This window comes from Bradyrhizobium sp. HKCCYLS20291 (assembly GCF_051167715.1).
GTDB lineage: Bacteria > Pseudomonadota > Alphaproteobacteria > Rhizobiales > Xanthobacteraceae > Bradyrhizobium.
Genome location: NZ_JBNPTO010000006.1, coordinates 393,086 through 410,596 on the forward strand (window position 1 = coordinate 393,086; position 17,511 = coordinate 410,596).

At 59.5% G+C, this 17,511-nt stretch carries 5 protein-coding genes; 4 read left to right on the forward strand and 1 reads right to left on the reverse strand.

The annotated features are described in order from the left end of the window. Positions 1-72: 72 nt before the first annotated feature. Together ACQR07_RS16875 and ACQR07_RS16880 are read left to right on the forward strand one after the other, a co-directional pair. Positions 73-10,905, forward strand: coding sequence for a hypothetical protein (locus ACQR07_RS16875; RefSeq protein ID WP_434903343.1), 10,833 nt, complete (start codon positions 73-75; stop codon positions 10,903-10,905). Between the two features lie 268 nt (positions 10,906-11,173). After that, positions 11,174-11,686, forward strand: a complete 513-nt coding sequence (locus tag ACQR07_RS16880) for a toxin-activating lysine-acyltransferase (protein ID WP_434903344.1) — start codon at positions 11,174-11,176, stop codon at positions 11,684-11,686. Between the two features lie 523 nt (positions 11,687-12,209). Here ACQR07_RS16880 and ACQR07_RS16885 read toward each other — a convergent pair. Further along, a complete protein-coding gene (locus ACQR07_RS16885) occupies positions 12,210-12,998 on the reverse strand; it encodes a response regulator transcription factor (RefSeq protein WP_434903345.1) in 789 nt (262 codons plus the stop codon). A gap of 495 nt (positions 12,999-13,493) precedes the next feature. Here ACQR07_RS16885 and ACQR07_RS16890 point away from each other — a divergent pair, with 495 nt between their 5' ends. Together ACQR07_RS16890 and ACQR07_RS16895 are read left to right on the forward strand one after the other, a co-directional pair. Next, positions 13,494-15,650, forward strand: coding sequence for a type I secretion system permease/ATPase (locus tag ACQR07_RS16890; protein WP_434903346.1), 2,157 nt, complete (start codon positions 13,494-13,496; stop codon positions 15,648-15,650). Positions 15,651-15,655: 5 nt separating this feature from the next. Next, positions 15,656-17,134, forward strand: a complete 1,479-nt coding sequence (locus ACQR07_RS16895) for an HlyD family type I secretion periplasmic adaptor subunit (RefSeq protein ID WP_434903347.1) — start codon at positions 15,656-15,658, stop codon at positions 17,132-17,134. Positions 17,135-17,511: the final 377 nt, after the last annotated feature.

Genomic DNA, 17,511 nt, shown 5'->3' on the forward strand with positions numbered 1-17,511 from the left:
GTGGCTAACGAATCGGCTGGTGCAACTAAGGGCTTAGCATTAACGATAGCCCCTGGCTGGCCAGGAGAAATAATGGCGGGTGGAGCGATTGCGATCTATCCGGCCAACTATTGGAATAGCCAGCCTATGATTACCTACACCGGGATCTTTGGTGCAGGCCCATCGGTTGAGGGCTTTGGCAAGCCGGTTGCGCTGGAAGTGGTATTTCTTGCCCCTGGAAAGACTGTGGGCGATACGACCGGCCTCGGTGGGACCGCTAACATTTCTATTGGAATATCGAAGTCCCAGAGCTTCAATACCTCGGGGGAGCTAGTGGCAACCCAAGTTGGGGGCGCAGCCAATGTAGGTGCTAGCGGAGCAGCTACCTTTACGTTCACGAATTCCGATATCCGCAGTTGGGTAGCTTACGTTTCGGATTGGCTGGAAACTAAGCTGGAAACTAAGCCACCAATGTCTGGCTGGTGGACAAGCCCATTGACGAATTACGCATTAAACGACAGCACAAGTGACTACACTATCAGCGGCACCGATCGTATTGGTGGCCTAATGTATATTGCGCAAAGCTATCTCCTCGAACCACCCCAGATCGGGGACGGCCGCGGAATCGGTGGCTTGCCTGATGTCGCGCGACAATACATGAACTTGCCTCTGACAGGCATTGCCGCCGAAAATCGGAACCCAGGAGGTCAGGTCTTCACTCCCGCTGAATCAGATGTTCTTGGTGGATTCAGAAAGAGTGGGAGCGACAACCTCGGCAGAACGATAGCACCTGATACGAGGTTAGCTGATGCGGGCGACATCATCGGTGGGGGCGCTGTTGCATCCGATCTCGCTGGAATCCCCAATCTGCAGGGCAATCGGCAGTTTTCTGATTTCTCAGGCAGTGAGCTGGAGCAACAGCTTCAGGGCGCGACAAATGACGTCAGAAGCGTCAACGACGTCATCGCCAAGTATTACGACGGCATCTCGAATTCGTCCCAGATCGATCCTTGGGAGACCTCGACTAGGCTTACCTTCGACAATGGTCTTGATGGCCGGGCTCCGGACATTGTGGATTGGCAAGAGTCGTCTCCTGTCAATATCGGCGGCGCGGGTGGCTGGGGTGGCTTCGACTGGCCTGGTGGTGGCGGATCGGGATGGCCAGGCGGCGGGTCGGGGTGGACACCTGGAGGGTGGACGCCTGGAGGTGGAACGCCGGGCGGCGGCTACGGCGGCTATCCTGTCGTTCTCGATCTGACCGGGCAGGGTATCCATGTCACGCCACGAGGGACGTCGAATCAGTATTTCAACATGGCGGGGGATGGCTACCAGCATGCGACGGCGTGGGCTGGCGCGGGCAATGGCGTGCTGGTGCTCGACCTCAACGGCAATGGCGTGATCGACCAGGCCAACCAGGTCAACTTCACGCTGTGGGATCCGACGGCGACCTCCGATATGGAGGCGCTGCTCGATGTGTTCGACACCAACCACGATGGCAAGCTCAACGCCGGAGATACCGACTGGACCAAGTTCAAGGTCTTGGTCACGAATGCCGACGGTACGACGCAGCTCGAGACCCTTCAGCAGCTTGGGATCACCTCAATCGATCTCACCGGCAACAATCAAAAGCGGCAGCTGTCTGACGGCTCGTCGATCAACGGTACGACTACCTACACGAGGGCGGACGGTACCACGGGTACAGCCGCTGACGTGACCTTTTCGTACGATGCGAGCGGCTACCGGGTCGTCAAGACCGTGAGCGCCGGCGCAGATGGCTCGACGACGATCGACAACAAGGCCTACAGCAGTGCCGGCTCATTGGCGCAGGAGACCACCAGTACGACGAGCGCCGATGGAGCGGCGGTCACAATCCGCCGCGATAGCAACGGTGACGGTGTTGTCGACGTAACCGAGATCGATGTCACGACCCACAACGCGGACGGTAGCACAACGCTGACGGTTACCAGTTTCCAAGGTACAGGTTCGCACGTTCTGGGCAGAACGGTCACGACGACGAGTGCTGATCTCAAGACGATCACGATCGGCCGGGACACGACCGGTGGCGGGACGTTCGATCAAACCGAAAATGACGCTTGGAATGCTGCCGGTGATCTCTCCGTCACCGTCTCGCACCTCAGCGCGAACGGATCCATCCAAGCAAAGACCGTTTCGACGACGAGCGCCGATGGTCTATCCAAAACGCTGCAGGTCGATTCGACCGGAAGTGGCGTCTTCGATCTGACCGAGACTGACGTGACGGTGGTTGGTTCCGACCGGAGCAGGACGGAGACGGTCACGGATAGCAATACGGACGGATCGCTGCGCCAGCGCACGGTCACGTTCACGAGTTCTGACCACCGCACCAAGACCCGACAGGTCGATGCGGACGGCAATGGGTCGGTTGACCTCGTAAGACTCGATGCCATCGTCGTGAACGTCGATGGGAGCACCTTGTCCACTCAGCGCGAGTCGAACGGCGATGGCTCGCTACGGGACCAGGTTCTGACGACGCAAAGTGCGGACGGTCTATCAAAGGTGACGCAGACCGATGCCGACGGCAACGGAGTGTTCGAAAAGACGACGACGGATGTCACCGTCGTGAATGGCGATGGCAGCCGAACTGAGATCGTGACGAGCCGAAACGCGGACGGTTCATTGCGCGCCAAGACTGTGACGACTCGCAGCCAGGATAGTAAGACGTTCACCGCCCAGGCCGACACTAATGGTGACGGTGCTTGGGACGCGATTGAGACTGTGGCCCTGAATGCGAGTGGGGCGAGCGTCGATACGGTGTCGTTGTACAATCATGACGACTCTCTCCGGTCTCGGACAGTGACCACGACGAGCGCCGATGGCCGATCGGTCACCACGCTGGCTGATGTCGACGGAGATGGAGCCGCGGATCGCAGCCGCACCGACGTGACGGTGCTCAATGGTGGAGGCGGCAGCACCGAGACGGTTGCCGAGTTCAGCGCTAACGGCAACCTGCTCGATCGGACGGTTATCACGATCAGCTCCGATGGCCTGTCCAAGACCACACAGTTCGATCCGACGGGGGCCGGCTCCTTCATCCGCATTGAGACCGATGTCACGGCTGTGGCCGCGGACGGCGGCAGCACGGAGACTTTGACGGCAACGAATGGCAACGGCTCGCTGCGCGCGAAGACGGTCACGACGATCAGTTCTGACCGGCGCACGACTGCGCAACAGATCGATGCAGACGGTGACGGCCATGTCGACCAGACGATCACCAAGGTTCTGAACGCTGACGGCAGCTCGACGGCGACCGTGGCCGACTACGCTGCGACAGGCGCGCTGCTTGATCGAACGGTGGTGACCACGAGTGCGAGCGGCCAGTCCGTCACAACGCAGAAGGATACGACTGGATCGGGCGTGTTCAACCAGAGCCGCACCGACGTCACGGTGCTGAACGTCGACGGCAGCAGGACGGAGACTGTCAGCGATTTCAGCGCCAATGGTACGCTGCTCGACAAGACCATCGTCACCAAGAGCGCGAACGGCCTGTCGGTGACGACCCAGCAGGACAGCACGGGAAGCGGGACCTTCGACCGGCGGCGGACCGACGTCGTGGCGTTGAACGCCGATGGCAGCAGCACGGAGACGATCGTCGATTTGGCGGCCAACGGAGCGCTGCTGGACAAGACGGTCGTGACCAAGAGTGCGAGCGGATTGTCGGTCACCACCAAGACGGATAGGACGGGGTCCGGGAGTTTCGACCAAACCCGCACGGACGTCACCGTGCTGAATGCCGACGGCAGCAGGACCGAGACCGTGAGCGACTTCAGCGCGAGCGGCGCGCTGCTGGACAAGCGGGTGGTTAGCACGTCCGTTGACGGCGGTACGGTGACGACGTCGGTCGATGCCGATGGTGACGGCAGGGCGGACCAGACCGAAGTCGATCTCCGCGCTGCATCTGGCGCCGTCGTCAAGACGTCGTCAGATTACGCCGCCAATGGCTTGCTGAAGGACCGCCTGATCGAGACGACCAGCGCCAGCGGTCTGTCCGTGATCTCGCAGTACGACAGCAACGGAGATGGATTGGTCGACAAGACCAGGACCGATGTCACGGTGCTGAATGCGGACGGCAGCCGGACCGAGACCATCACCAATCTAAACTCCAGCGGCGGCTTGATCGATAAGGCGGTCATCACCACGAGTGCCAGCGGCCTGTCCAAGACGACGCAGGAGGACGTGACAGGTGCAGGAAGCTTTAGCCTGATCGAGACTGATGTGACTGTGCTGAGTGCCGACGGCAGCAGCACGGAAACGGTGACCGACACGACCGGTACAGGCGCGCCTCGCCGCAAGATAATGACGTCGGTCAGTTCCGACGGAAGAACGAAGTCGGTCAGCCGCGACGTCGACGGCAACGGAGTGATTGATCAATCCGTGACGACGGTCGTCAATGCCGATGGGAGCACCGTCTCGACGGTCGCCGACTTCAAGTCGGACGGCACATTCAAGGATCGGGCGATCGTCACGACCAGCGCGAACGGGCTGTCGGTCACCACTCAGCGGGATACGACGGGTACAAATACATTCGACCAGACCAGAACGGACGTGACGGTCCTGAACGCCGACGGAAGCAGGACCAAAACTACGAGCGACTTCTCGGGCACGACCTTGAGGGATCGCGTCATCACGTCGTCGAGTGCCAACGGGCTGAGCAAGCTTACCCAATGGGACCTCAACGGCGACGGATCTGTGGACGAGACACAAAGCAGTATCACCGTTCTGAATGCCGATGGGAGCAGGGTCCAGACAACCTCTACGTATGATGTGCATGGCGCGCTCGTAGAAAGCTTCGTCGAAACGACGAGCGCCAATGGCCTGTCGAAGACCACGCAGTGGGTCTCCGGCGGGGCAATCGGGAGCCAGACGCTCTCTGATATCACAGTTCTCAACGCCGATGGCAGCACCACGGAAACGGTGACTGCAGCCGGTGAATCCGTCCTCGTCACGACGACCAGTGCGAATGGGCAGCAGCAGACGATTTCATACGATACCAACGCTGATGGTGTCGTCGACAAGACTCGGTCGGTCATCGCGGTCGGCAACGCCGACGGCAGCAGCACTGAAGCCGTCGCGGAGAAGGACGGCCACGGCAATCTGATCGATCGATCGATAAAGGCCACGAGCGCGGATCACCGCACCGTCACGACTCTGCGAGACGCCGATGGCGACGGGATCGTCGATCAGTCAGAGGCGGATACGACTGCAGTCGACGGGAGCGTGAACAAGTTGATCACGGATCTCAGCTCGTCTGGTGCCGTCCTTGACCGGACCATCATCGACGTCAGTGCCGATGGTCTGACGACGACCACCCGCTGGCAGTTCACCGGCTCGGGCGTTACCGACCGGACCCGGAGCGATGTGATCGTCAAGAACGCTGACGGAAGTACAACGGAGATCGTTACGGATCGCAACAGTGACAATACCATCTATCAGCAGGGCGTCACGACGACGAGCGCGGATGGCAGGTCGAAGACTCTGCAGGAGCAGACGCCTGGTCACACCTATATGGATCGAACGGAGCAGACCACGATCAACGCGGATGGGAGTTCGGTCACGCTTGTTCAGAACCGAGATTCGGCCAACAAGCTCCTAAGCCAGACCAAAACGACGGTGAGTGCCGACGGCCTGACCAAGACCGTCGATGAGGACACGACGGGAACCAGCAACTTCAACGTGCACGCGACAACCGTTCGGAGAATCGATGGAAGCTTGGTGACGGATGCGATAACCGTCGATCCGGCAACGCACGTGACGAAGCATGTCGTGACTTCGATCAGTGCGGACGGACTGACCAAGACCATTAAGGCAGACAGCACAAACGCCGGTTGGTTCGATTCGGTGGCAGTCGAGGTAACCCGCATCGACGGCAGTCTGATCACGACAACGTCCGATCTCGATTCGGCCGGCAACGTCACATCCAAGGCTGTGGGTGAAGCGAGCGCGAACGGCGCGGAAAAGGCCGCGCGCGTGAAGAATTATCAGGACGGAACAGAAACATTAACGGTGTGGGATGATAGCGGCACTCAAAGCTGGAGTTACGCCTCGACCACTTACACAGCAAATGGGAACGCAAAGGCGCAGGCGGTCAAATACCGAGATGGGAGATCGACAGCGACCGTCTACGACACGGCAGGAGACCAGCCTTGGTCGATGAAGTCTGTTACTTACAACGCCGCTGGCAAGATGCTCAGCGGCTATACGCTAAGCGACGATGGCACCGCTACAAGGGTCTTTTACGATCCGGACAATGTGACTGGTTGGTCAACGGTTGAAAATACGTACAACGTTCAGGGTGTAATCGTCAGTCAGCTTGGCGTTTACGACGATGGGAATAGCTGGAAGAACAATTATTTTCCTGGTGCAACCGGCTCAAACATAATCGCATCCAGTCAGCAAACCATTGCTGGTGAGATTTTAACGACGTTTACGTATGCGAGCGCTCAATCTAATGTATATCGAAGTGGATCGCCGCCGCCGCTAGTGTGGTCGGGATCTGTCAACCTATCGCAGCTATTTGATCAGCTTGGATCGATGTATGACTATGATCGTGGGGTAATCTACAAAGGGTCAAATTGGGTCTTGTCTCCAAGTGTGACCTTGCCTCCGGCATCGTCACCTTGGGGGGATATTGCTAACGATGCGGCTCAGCTGCTCGCCCAGTCCGGAGGTGTATCGTCAAATGCTCTGAAGGTCATCGAGCTCAATGGCAAGACGACGCTTGCACAGGTGGGGAGCCATTACTTTCTCTATGATGCGGGGGTAGGGCCAGAGCTCAGGTATCAGGGCGGCGCTGTTTCAACCGGCCAGTTCGGAGCGACGGTTGTGCCGATTGGTGCAATCGCTGTGAACGGTGGCTATGACGTCATCTGGAAAGATCTTGGAGCAACTCAATACAGCGGCTGGTTCGTTGACAGTTCAGGTAACTACGTGTCCCAGCTCACGTCGGGCTGGGTAGCTGGGACGAGCCGCGAGCTTCAACAGCTTGAGCTTGTCCTTCGACAGGACCTGAATGGCGATGGGCAGATCGCGCTGCCGTCTGAGATTGTTCGCGCGAATGGGTTGACGCTTCTTGCGCAAGTCGGGAATTTATTCTTCGTCGACGACGTGAACTTCAATGGACCTCTGCTGCGCTATCAAGGCAACGCGGTCACGTCAGGTCAGTTCGGCGCCGTCGCCCCGATCAATGTCGCGAAGGTCGCGGGCGGCTACGACGTCCTGTGGAAACATATGGATACCGGAGCCTATGAGGTCTGGTACGCGGACAGTAGCGGCAACTATGTGTCGACGCTTACCGGAAACGCAGCGCTGGCTTCCGCCAATCCTTTGATCCAGGAATACGAAAAGCTCTTCAACCAGGACATCGATGGCGACGGCCGTGTCGGGCCGGTCGCAACGACCGTTGAGATGCTGGGATCGACGACGTTGTTGAAGGTCGGCGACAACTTCTTCCTTGAGTTGAACTCCGGAGCATCGCCAAATGTTCTGAAGTTCTCAGGTTCTCCGGCGAGTGCAAGCTATTTTGCCGGCCAGGGGTGGAGCGTGGTTGGAGCGGAAGCGGTGACGGGAGGGTATCTCGTCGCGTGGCGAAACGCCAGTGCTGGGGTGATGACGATCTGGACCGTCGACGGTAGCGGCAATTATGTCAGCAATGCCATTCCGTCGGTGGCTCCCATTAATGCCGCCCTAGAGCAGTATGAACCCATCTTCCATCAGGACCTCAACGGAGATGGTACGGTTGGTCTGGCGGGGACGGCGATCGAGACCCTCGGGTCAACCAAGCTGGTGCAGGTTGGCGATAACTATTTCCTGATCTCCATATCCGGCGATTTAGCTCGCGAGCTGTTCTACTCTGGCTCCGCCGTGAGTGCGAGCAACATGACCGGTCAGGGTTGGAGCGTGATCGGAGCGGAAGCGGTGGCAGGTGGGTATCTCGTCGCGTTGCGAAACGCCAGTACTAAAGTGATGACGATCTGGACTGTCGACGGCAACGGCAACTATGTCAGCAATGCCATTCCGTCGGTGGCTCCCGGCAATGCCGCTCTGGAGCAATATGAACCCGTCTTCCAACAGGATCTCAACGGAGATGGTACGGTTGGTCTGGTGGGGGGGGGGGCGATCGAGACCCTCGGGTCAACCAAGCTGGTGCAGGTTGGCGATAACTATGTCCTGACCTCCATCTCCGGCGATGTATCACGCGAGCTGTTTTACTCTGGCTCCGCCGTGAGTGCGAGTAACATGATCGGTCAGGGATGGAGCGTGATTGGAGCGGAAGCGGTGACGGGGGGGTATCTCGTCGCGTGGCGAAACACCAGTAATAAGGTGATGACGATCTGGACTGTCGACGGCAATGGCAACTATGTCAGCAATGCCATTCCATCGGTGGCTCCCGGTAATGCCGCCCTGGAGCAATATGAACCCGTCTTCCATCAGGATCTCAACGGAGACGGCACGGTTGGTCTGGTGGGGGGGACGGCGATCGAGACCCTCGGGTCAACCAAGCTGGTGCAGATTGGCGACAATTATGTCCTGACCTCCATGTCCGGCGATGTAGCACGCGAGCTGTTTTACTCTGGCTCCGCCGTAAGTGCGAGCAACATGATCGGTCAGGGATGGAGTGTGATCGGTGCGGAAGCGGTGACGGGAGGGTATCTTGTCACATGGCGAAACGCCAGTGCTGGGGTAATGACGATCTGGACTGTCGATGGCAGCGGCAACTATGTCAGCAATGCCATTCCGTCGGTGGTTCCCAGTAATGCCGCCCTGGAGCAATATGAATCCGTCTTCCATCAGGATCTCAACGGAGATGGTACAATTGGTCCGGTCGGGACGACGATCGAGGCCGTCGGGTCGACAAAGTTGGTACAGGTTGGCGACAACTTCTTGGTTGTCTTGAGTTCAGGAGAAGTAACGCGTGAGCTCACGATGTCTGGTGCTGCGGTGAGCGCCACATCGCTGCGAAATGGGGGCTGGGTCGCTGTCGGAGCTGAAGTAGTCGCGGGGGGGTACGAAGTCGCGTGGCGCAATACGGGTGCGGGTATCATGTCAATCTGGAGCGTAGACGTGAATGGCAGCTATGTCAGCACTATTGCGACCCCAGCCCCGAACAATGCCGCGACCGAACAGTACGAGCCCACGTTCCATCAGGACATTAATGGCGACGGCGTGATCGGTCCGGTTGGCACAACGATCGAGGCGCTCGGGTCAACAGAGGTCGTTCTGGTTGGTGACAATTACGTCATCGAGTCCAACGCCCTCGACGTCGCTCGTGAGTTGCAGTCATCGGGGGCGCCAGCCAGCGTCAGCTACTTTGCTGGTCAAGGCTGGGTACTTATCGGTGCCGAAGCCGTCGTTGGCGGGTACAAGGTTGCTTGGAAGAATGCCGGTGCAGGTCTCATCAACATATGGGATGTGGACAGCAATGGGAACTACACCGGATTGCTGGTCTCGGCGGCTTCCGGCAGTATCGCGGTCAAGTCGGCTGAAGCGATATTCCAGCAAGATCTAAACGGCGATGGGATGATCGGCGCAACAGGAGCCGTGATCGAAGCCCAAGGTGCGACGAGCCTTGTTCAGGTCGGCGACAACTTCCTCCTCAAGTCGAACGCCACGGGTGTAACCCAGGTGCTTCAATTCTCGGGAGCGGCCGCCAGCCTGAGCTACTTCGCAGGGCAGGGTTGGGTGTTGGTCGGAGCCGAAGCGGTTTCGGGCGGCTACGACGTGGTCTGGAGGAATACGAGCGCGGGCATCTATAATATATGGAGTGTGGATTCGTCCGGCAAATATGTCGCGACCCTGCTGCCTGCTGAGCGTCCATCAGATCCATTGCTCGAAAACTTCGAGCTTACATTCCAGCAGGACATCAACGGCGATGGCATCGTTGGCCTGGACTCAGGCAAGTCGTCGTGGACCGGGGATGTCGTCCTGGCCCAGCTTGGCAACGGATACACGCTGAACAACGTCATGGCAGGAGGATTGATCTCGAGCGGCTTATCTCTTCGTTACCAAGGGGCGGCTGTTACGCTCGGTGAGTTCGGGGCCAGCGTCTCTGCCGTAGGCGCGGTCGCCGTTGCCGGTGGCTTTGACGTCCTCTGGAACGACAGCAAAACTGGCGCATACAGTATTTGGTACGTAGACAGCATTGGAAACTACGTTTCGACGCTTACCCCCAATAGTTTCCTCCCCGGATCGAACCCCGAGATCGAGTCTTTCGAGCTCTTGTTCAGACAAGACATCAACCAGGATGGCATACTGGGAACGCCGAGCTCTGTGATCGAGGTCACGTCCTATCAATATATTGCACTGCCTCAGTTGGTACAGGCAGCTGTGATCGACCCTGGAGCATCGTTGGAAATTTCTGGTGGCGACTCCAGCATTGTTTCGTTCAGAGCGGCGTCTGGAAGATTGATCATTGATCATTCGAACCAGTTCACTGGCCAGATTCTGGGCTTCAGCGGGGACGGAACGTTAGCACATTCTAATGCTATCGATCTGCGCGATATGGCCTTCAGCTCGGCTGCTGAGACTTTCAACGGAAACACTGCGGGGGGAATCCTGACCGTCAGTGACGGAATGGGTCATGTCGCACAGCTTTCGCTGATAGGTGACTATACCAACTCGGCGTTCAATCTGATGAGTGATGGAGGCGGCGGGACATTGGTGGTGGATCCTCCAGTTGGGAAAATGGCCGGCCCTTGTGCTTCGGGCGGAATACAGATCCCGGAGACGCTGTCAACAAATGTCGGAATTGAGGCGACGCTTGCTCGGCTGACTCAGGCGATGGCCACCATGTCAGGCTCCTCTGCTGCATTCGCTGGTCAGTCAGCGGCTCAGATCGCAGATGCTGCCACTCTCCAGTCGAGCCTCGCGGCCGCTTGGCACGGTCAAACCTAGTCTGAAGCGGATCGGAGCTGCTCAACAGGCACAGCATGAGATTCGACGTTTGAAGAGGATCCCGATCTGCTAGAATCGGGATCTTTCGTGATCCGGTGTACGCTTTCAACCCACACGCCCGCTTCTTCCATAACAACGCATACGCGAATCTGGTTTGTAGGCGTAGCGCCCGAGCGTATGCACGCTAAAGCGGCTTCGGCGCGCCAGCCCGCGGCTTTACGTTGGCGAGTGTGCTCATTATAGGTCGTCCAAAGAGAAGAGGTGGCTTATGACCGGAACGGCCGAGATTAAATCTGGCGGTGGCAACTCACAGGGACCTGGAGGCGTCGGCGAAGGCCCGGGGCAGCCAAGTTCGCCGAACATCCCGCGCAATCCTCCGCCCGATGCGGTGCTCGGCCAGGTTGTGTGGCTGATGATGAACATGCCCCGCTATCGGCACGTTTTTCTCGCGGACCTCGAGTGGATGGTCCTGCCGCCGATCCTTTTGAATCAGTATCGCCTGTTTCGGGCCGGCAATCACATCGTCGCATTCGCGGCGTGGGCCTACCTTTCTGAAGAAGCAGAAGCACGGTTGCAGGAGCCCAACCCGCGGCTTGCGCCAACCGACTGGAAGAGTGGCGACCGGCTCTGGCTGATCGACTTGCACGCTCCGTTTGGACAGCAGGAGCTCGCGCTGAAGGAACTTGGCGAAACCGCACTGAAAGGTCAGATTTACAAGATGCATCGGTGGACTGCACAGGGCAGGCAGACCGTCGAGATTGTCCCGCAGGCGAGTTCCTGATTCGCAACTTTTGAGAGGTGTTCTGCGCGTTTTACTGGCAAGCGTTTGCGGTGTGCAGTTTGCGGTTGCGCGTTGATGGCTAAGTATTGTCTCTCCTGTCTTCATATATGTCTGCATTGACAGTTGAGAAACATCTAGTCTCGGAGGGTGTAACACTGATCATGGGGTTGAGCGCGATTTAGCAAACACTCGCGCAAAAATTGCGGTGGATGGGAAGATATGGCGGACGTGGGGCAACGCCGGCCAGCAAGTGAACAGTTCCGGTCTTGCGGACACGGGACTGGGCTGTCTGGGACTGGTTTTGGCTATTGCGGGCGAGGCGTTCGACATCGATCGCGCGCGCCGGGAATACCTGAAGCCGGGCCGCGCTGCGCTGCGGAGAGCCATGATCTGCTGCGCTGTTCGCCTTGCCCCAATCGCAAGAATGAGCGCGCTCTTGTTGTTACTCTGGCAGCACCTGATCTTAGGTGTTTTAATGAGCATTTGCCTCGCGAGGTCGTCCGACCTCGGATGCCCGACGCTATCATTTCAGCAGCGCAATGACTTCACTGCGCTTGTGGATACCGAGCTTTGCATAGATGGCCCGAAAGTGGTTTCCAACCGTGTTTGCGGATATTCCGAGACGCGATGCAATGGCCTTGTCGGATAACCCGAGCGCCGCGAGATCTGCCAGATCGCGCTGCCGGTCCGTGAGTGACGAGAGCCCGGTTGCTGGTTCGGCTATTGGCTTGGTCTGAAGATACATCGAAAATAGGACTGGCGCGATAAGTTCGAGTGCAGCAAGGGTGTGGTTCAGCCTGTTGTTTGGGACACCTGAAAACCCAAAATAGATGCCGGCCTTGGTAACTGGATCAATGATGATGTGCTGGGCAAGGGCTCCCAACGAGAACCGGCTTATGTCATCGATTTCCACCTCAGTGGGTCCGGTTTGTGCGCCCGCCGCATTTGTCGCGATGCCCTTATCGAGCACAATGGCCCTTCGATGAGAGAGCCACCACTGAATGCAACCTCGTGCTCCTATTGCGAGTACCGGTGGGCGGCTCGCGAGAAACTCAGGTCCATGTCCGGACGAAACGCATGATTGGGTATGAATGGAGTGGACCGATAGGCGCCCATAAGCTCCATAAAACCTGTCGAAGGGAAAAAAATCCCGCAGCGGTCCCTCGACCCAGGCTTTGAAGTCGCCTTCCGTCATGGTTCCGGTCGGAATCTCGCGCAGCGCGCGAAACCAAGCGTGGATGTCTCCATCGAATTGAGTATCGAGCGCGCCGTTGCGCAATGACGCAAAGCCTCTCTGACCGACTAGTTTCATCTGAGTACCGAGCGATCAATGCCTAGTTGGCGCGAAGGGCATCACACATCACATACGAACATGGTTCGGAACGAGGGTACGGCAGGGGGGCGTCTCATCGCCCTCATCCGCGCTTTTTCTCCCGACGACTACCACCTGTGGAGACGGCCTTCGTGCGTTAGTAGAGCCCCAAAATCCCGCGAGCAGAAACACGTAGCAACACTGCCACAGGCCATCCCGGGCCGCAACTCTTGCCGTCCTGGAAATCGCATCGCGAACTCATCGGCGACGGTTCACGTCCATCCACCACCTGGACTTAAGCTATTCTCTCCGCGGGCTCTTTTTTGGCGACGAGTGCCTGGTGTTTCGAGCCTGTGCGCGAGTCTATCAATCGTGAAGTGAGGGTTCGATGTAGTACTTTCATGTCGTTGCGCCCATCGTGAGAATTGTGCTGTCAATCGGGGTGTGGCCCCCGCTGGATCGCCAGGGGGACTGGCGGGCACGGGGAGCGGACTGATGGCGGCTGCTGGGAACACTGCCAGCGATCAGCATGTATCGGCAGCGCCGGCGCTCGCTGATGCGGGCCTCGGTTGTCTTGGGCTGGTTCTGGCGCTATCCGGGGAAGCGTTCGATCATGATCGTGCGCGGCGCGAATATCTGACGGACGGTGGGCCGTCCGACTCCAATGACCTCGTCCGCATCGCGCGGGCGCAGGGACTAAAGGCTCGCGTCAGCCGCTCCTCGGTTAAGCGGATCAAATCGCTGCCGTTGCCGGTGATCGCGTGTGGTCGCGATGGCGCATTCTTCGTGATCGGGCGCCTGATCGAAACCGGAGTTCTCATCGGCCACTCCGGCGGGCCGCCGGTCGCGTGGACTTTGGAGCAACTGGCGGAAGCCTGGACCGGCGAGATGGTGCTGGTTGCCAAGCGGGACCGTCTTCCCGGCGAGGTTCACCGCTTCGGGCTGCGCTGGTTCGTCCCCGTGGTCAAGCGGTTCTCGAAAGTGCTGGCCGAAGTGCTGGTGCTCTCGGTGTTCATCCAGCTCGTGGCGCTGGTGTCACCACTGTTCTTCCAGGTCGTGATCGACAAAGTACTGGTGCATCGCGGCCTCACCACACTGGAAGTGCTGGTGGTCGGCCTTCTGGTCGTCAACCTCGCCGATGCGCTGCTGAACTGGCTGCGCACGTACGCCTTCGCGCATACCACGAGCCGGATGGATGCCATCCTCGGTGCGCAGCTGTTCAAACATCTGATCGCGCTGCCGATCGGCTATTTCGAGAGCCGGGCCACTGGCCAGACCGTGGCCCGGGTGCGCGAACTCGAGAACGTGCGCCAGTTCATCACAAGTTCGGCGCTCACCCTTGTGATCGACGTGGTGTTCGGCCTGATCTTTCTGGCCGTGATGTTCTGGTACAGCCCGCCGCTCACCTTGGCGGTGGTGATCTCAATCCCCTTCTATGCGGTGATCTCGATCGCGGTCACGCCGATCCTGAAGGCGCGGGTGCAGGAGAAGTTTCAGCGCGGCGCGGCCAATCAGTCTCTCCTGGTGGAAAGCCTTGCCGGCATTCAAACCTTGAAGGCCTGTGCGGTGGAACCGCAAATGCGTCAGCGTTGGGACGAGCAACTCGCCGGCTATATCGGCTCTTCGCTGCGGGTGGTGACGTTGGGGGCCGCCGGCTCGCAGCTGGTCGGCCTCGTCAACAAGGTGACGAGTGCTGCGATCCTGTGGTTCGGGGCACAGGCGGTGATGTCGAACCAGCTCACCATCGGCGAGTTCGTGGCCTTCAACATGCTGGCGGGACAGATCTCGGGGCCGGTGCTGCGCCTGGCGCAGCTGTGGCAGGACTTTCAGCAGTTCCGGCTCTCGATCGAGCGGCTCGCCGACATCATCGACACCCCGACCGAGCCCAATGCGATCAGCGCCAAACAGAACCTGCCGCCGATCCAGGGCCATCTCAGGTTCGAGAACATCGTGTTCCGCTATCGCGCCGGCGCGCCGGAGATCCTCCGCGACCTCTCGCTGGAGATCCGCGCCGGCGAAGTGGTGGGCATCGTCGGCCGCTCCGGCTCCGGCAAGTCGACCCTGACGAAACTGTTGCAACGGCTCTATATGCCTGAGCGCGGCCGCGTCATGGTCGATGGGCTCGACATCGCCCTTCTGGATCCGGCCTGGCTACGGCGGCAAATCGGCGTGGTGCTGCAGGAGAATGTGCTGTTCAACCGCTCAATCCGGCAGAATATCGCGCTGGTCGACCCCTCGATGCCGCTGGAGCGGGTGATCCACGCGGCGCAACTGGCCGGCGCACACGAGTTCATACTCGAACTGCCGCACGGCTACGACACTATTCTTGAAGAGCGCGGCGCCAACCTGTCAGGCGGCCAGCGCCAGAGAATTGCGATTGCCCGGGCACTGGTTACCAACCCGCGCATCCTCATCTTCGACGAGGCGACTTCGGCGCTCGACTATGAGAGCGAGCGGGTGATCCAAGCCAATATGCGCTCGATCTGCCAGGGACGCACTGTGCTGATCGTGGCGCACCGGCTGTCGACCGTGCGCACGGCTGATCGCATCCTGGTGATGGAGCGCGGCCAGCTTGCGGAGGCCGGCACCCACGAGGCGCTGATGCGTCACGATGGCCTCTATGCCAATCTCGTGCGCCAGGCGGCAGGGTGAGCGCGATGGTGCAGCCGATTCCCCTGCGTCCGAATGAGGCTCCCCCGAAACCGGATACTCCGCGCGCTGCGCAGCCTTCGCTGCGTCTGGTCAAATCGGCGCCACGGCTGACCGCCGAGGAGCGCGAGTTCCTACCCGCTGCGATCGAGCTGATCGAGACACCGCTGTCGCCGACCCTGCGCTTCACGGCATGGGCGCTGTGCGGGCTGGTGACGGCAGCTCTGGTCTGGGCCTCGCTGTCGCATATCGACATGGTCGCAGTCGCCGAGGGCAAGGTGGTCCCGCTCGGCCAGGTCAAGGTGGTGCAGCCGCTGGAAACGGCGATGATCCGCGCCATCCATGTCGACGAGGGCGATCATGTCGTGTCGGGGCAATTGCTGGTGGATCTCGATCCGACCGAGGCACGCGCCGATCTCGATGCCCTGATCTATAATCGCGCCCAGGCCGCGCTCGACGCCGAGGTGGCGCGGGTGCTGCTGACCCGCAATGTCGACGAGCCGTTCCGCGGGCCTGATGAGGCCGACCCTGTGATGATCGAGCAGAGCCACAGTCAGGCTCAGCGCGAGATCGAAAAGCATCTGGCGACGATCGCGGGCTTCGAAGCCGACATCGCACAGAAGGAGGCGGCGCTCGAATCCAACGACGCCGCGATCGAACGCGCCCGGCTGACCCTGCCATTGCTGCAGGAGAAGAACGAGACTGCGAAGGGCCTCTACGACAAGCAATATGGCACCCGGCCACCGGTTCTTGACAGCGAGCAGGCGCTGGTCGAGAAGCGCGCCGAGCTCAAGGCAGCAGAGCACAACGTCAATCAGCTCAAGGCCGAGCGCCGTTCGATCCAGTCCAAGCTCGCCGAGGCCAGGGCCGGCTACATGGCCGATGCCACCGACCGCCGCACCAAGGCGCTGCAGAAGGTCGCTCAACTCAATCAGGACATCACAAAAGCGCGGCAGAAGGAGCGCTATCGCCGGCTCGCAGCACCCGTCGACGGCACCGTACAGGGGCTGAAGATCCATACGCCCGGCGCCGTGGTCACGACGGCCGATACACTGATGACCATCGTGCCCGACGGCACCGGCATCGAGGTCGACTGCCTGATCCAGAACAAGGACATCGGTTTCGTCGCGGAAGGCCAGGACGCCGAGGTGAAGCTGGAGGCGTTCCCGTTCACCCGCTTCGGCCTCGTGCACGGCCGCGTCCGCAAGCTAGGCCGCGACGCGGCGACCTCGCCGAATGCGCCGCCCGGCAGCGCTGCGGCCTTGATGACCCAGGGCGCGCCGATGAGCCCCGGCGCGCCGCCCGAACTGTCTTATCCCGCCAAGGTGACCCTGCTGCAGGATTGGATCGCCGTGAACGGCCGCCACGAGCCGATCCGTCCCGGCATGCGCGTGTCAGCCGAGATCAAGACGGGAGAGCGGCGCGTGATCGAGTATCTGTTATCGCCGGTGGTCCAGGCGGTGAAGGAAGCGGGGAGGGAGCGATAATCGCCTTACTGAATTTTGGACTACTTACCTTTCGATAAGCGTCGTCCATTTGCCGCTGTTCATGAATGGACAAGCCGTAGGTCTAAATTGACGTCCAGTGAGAGAAGAAATGCGCCCCCCCCTCGTTGTACTCAGGGATATCTACCTAAGTCACGTTTCGCGCGACTACCCAGTCTACGATCCTCCGCACAAGTCTGAGGAGTATTTTTTATCTCGGGCGAAGGCAGAAGAAAATTTTGAATACTTCATGCACGTAAGGCAACAACGTGCATCGGACTTCGGGCATTGGTTGAAGAGAAACTTCTGGGTCGCGATCTCAACTGACCAAAGAGGCGCAGAATCCATGAATAAATGGGGGTGTAGCTACGCTGGATTGC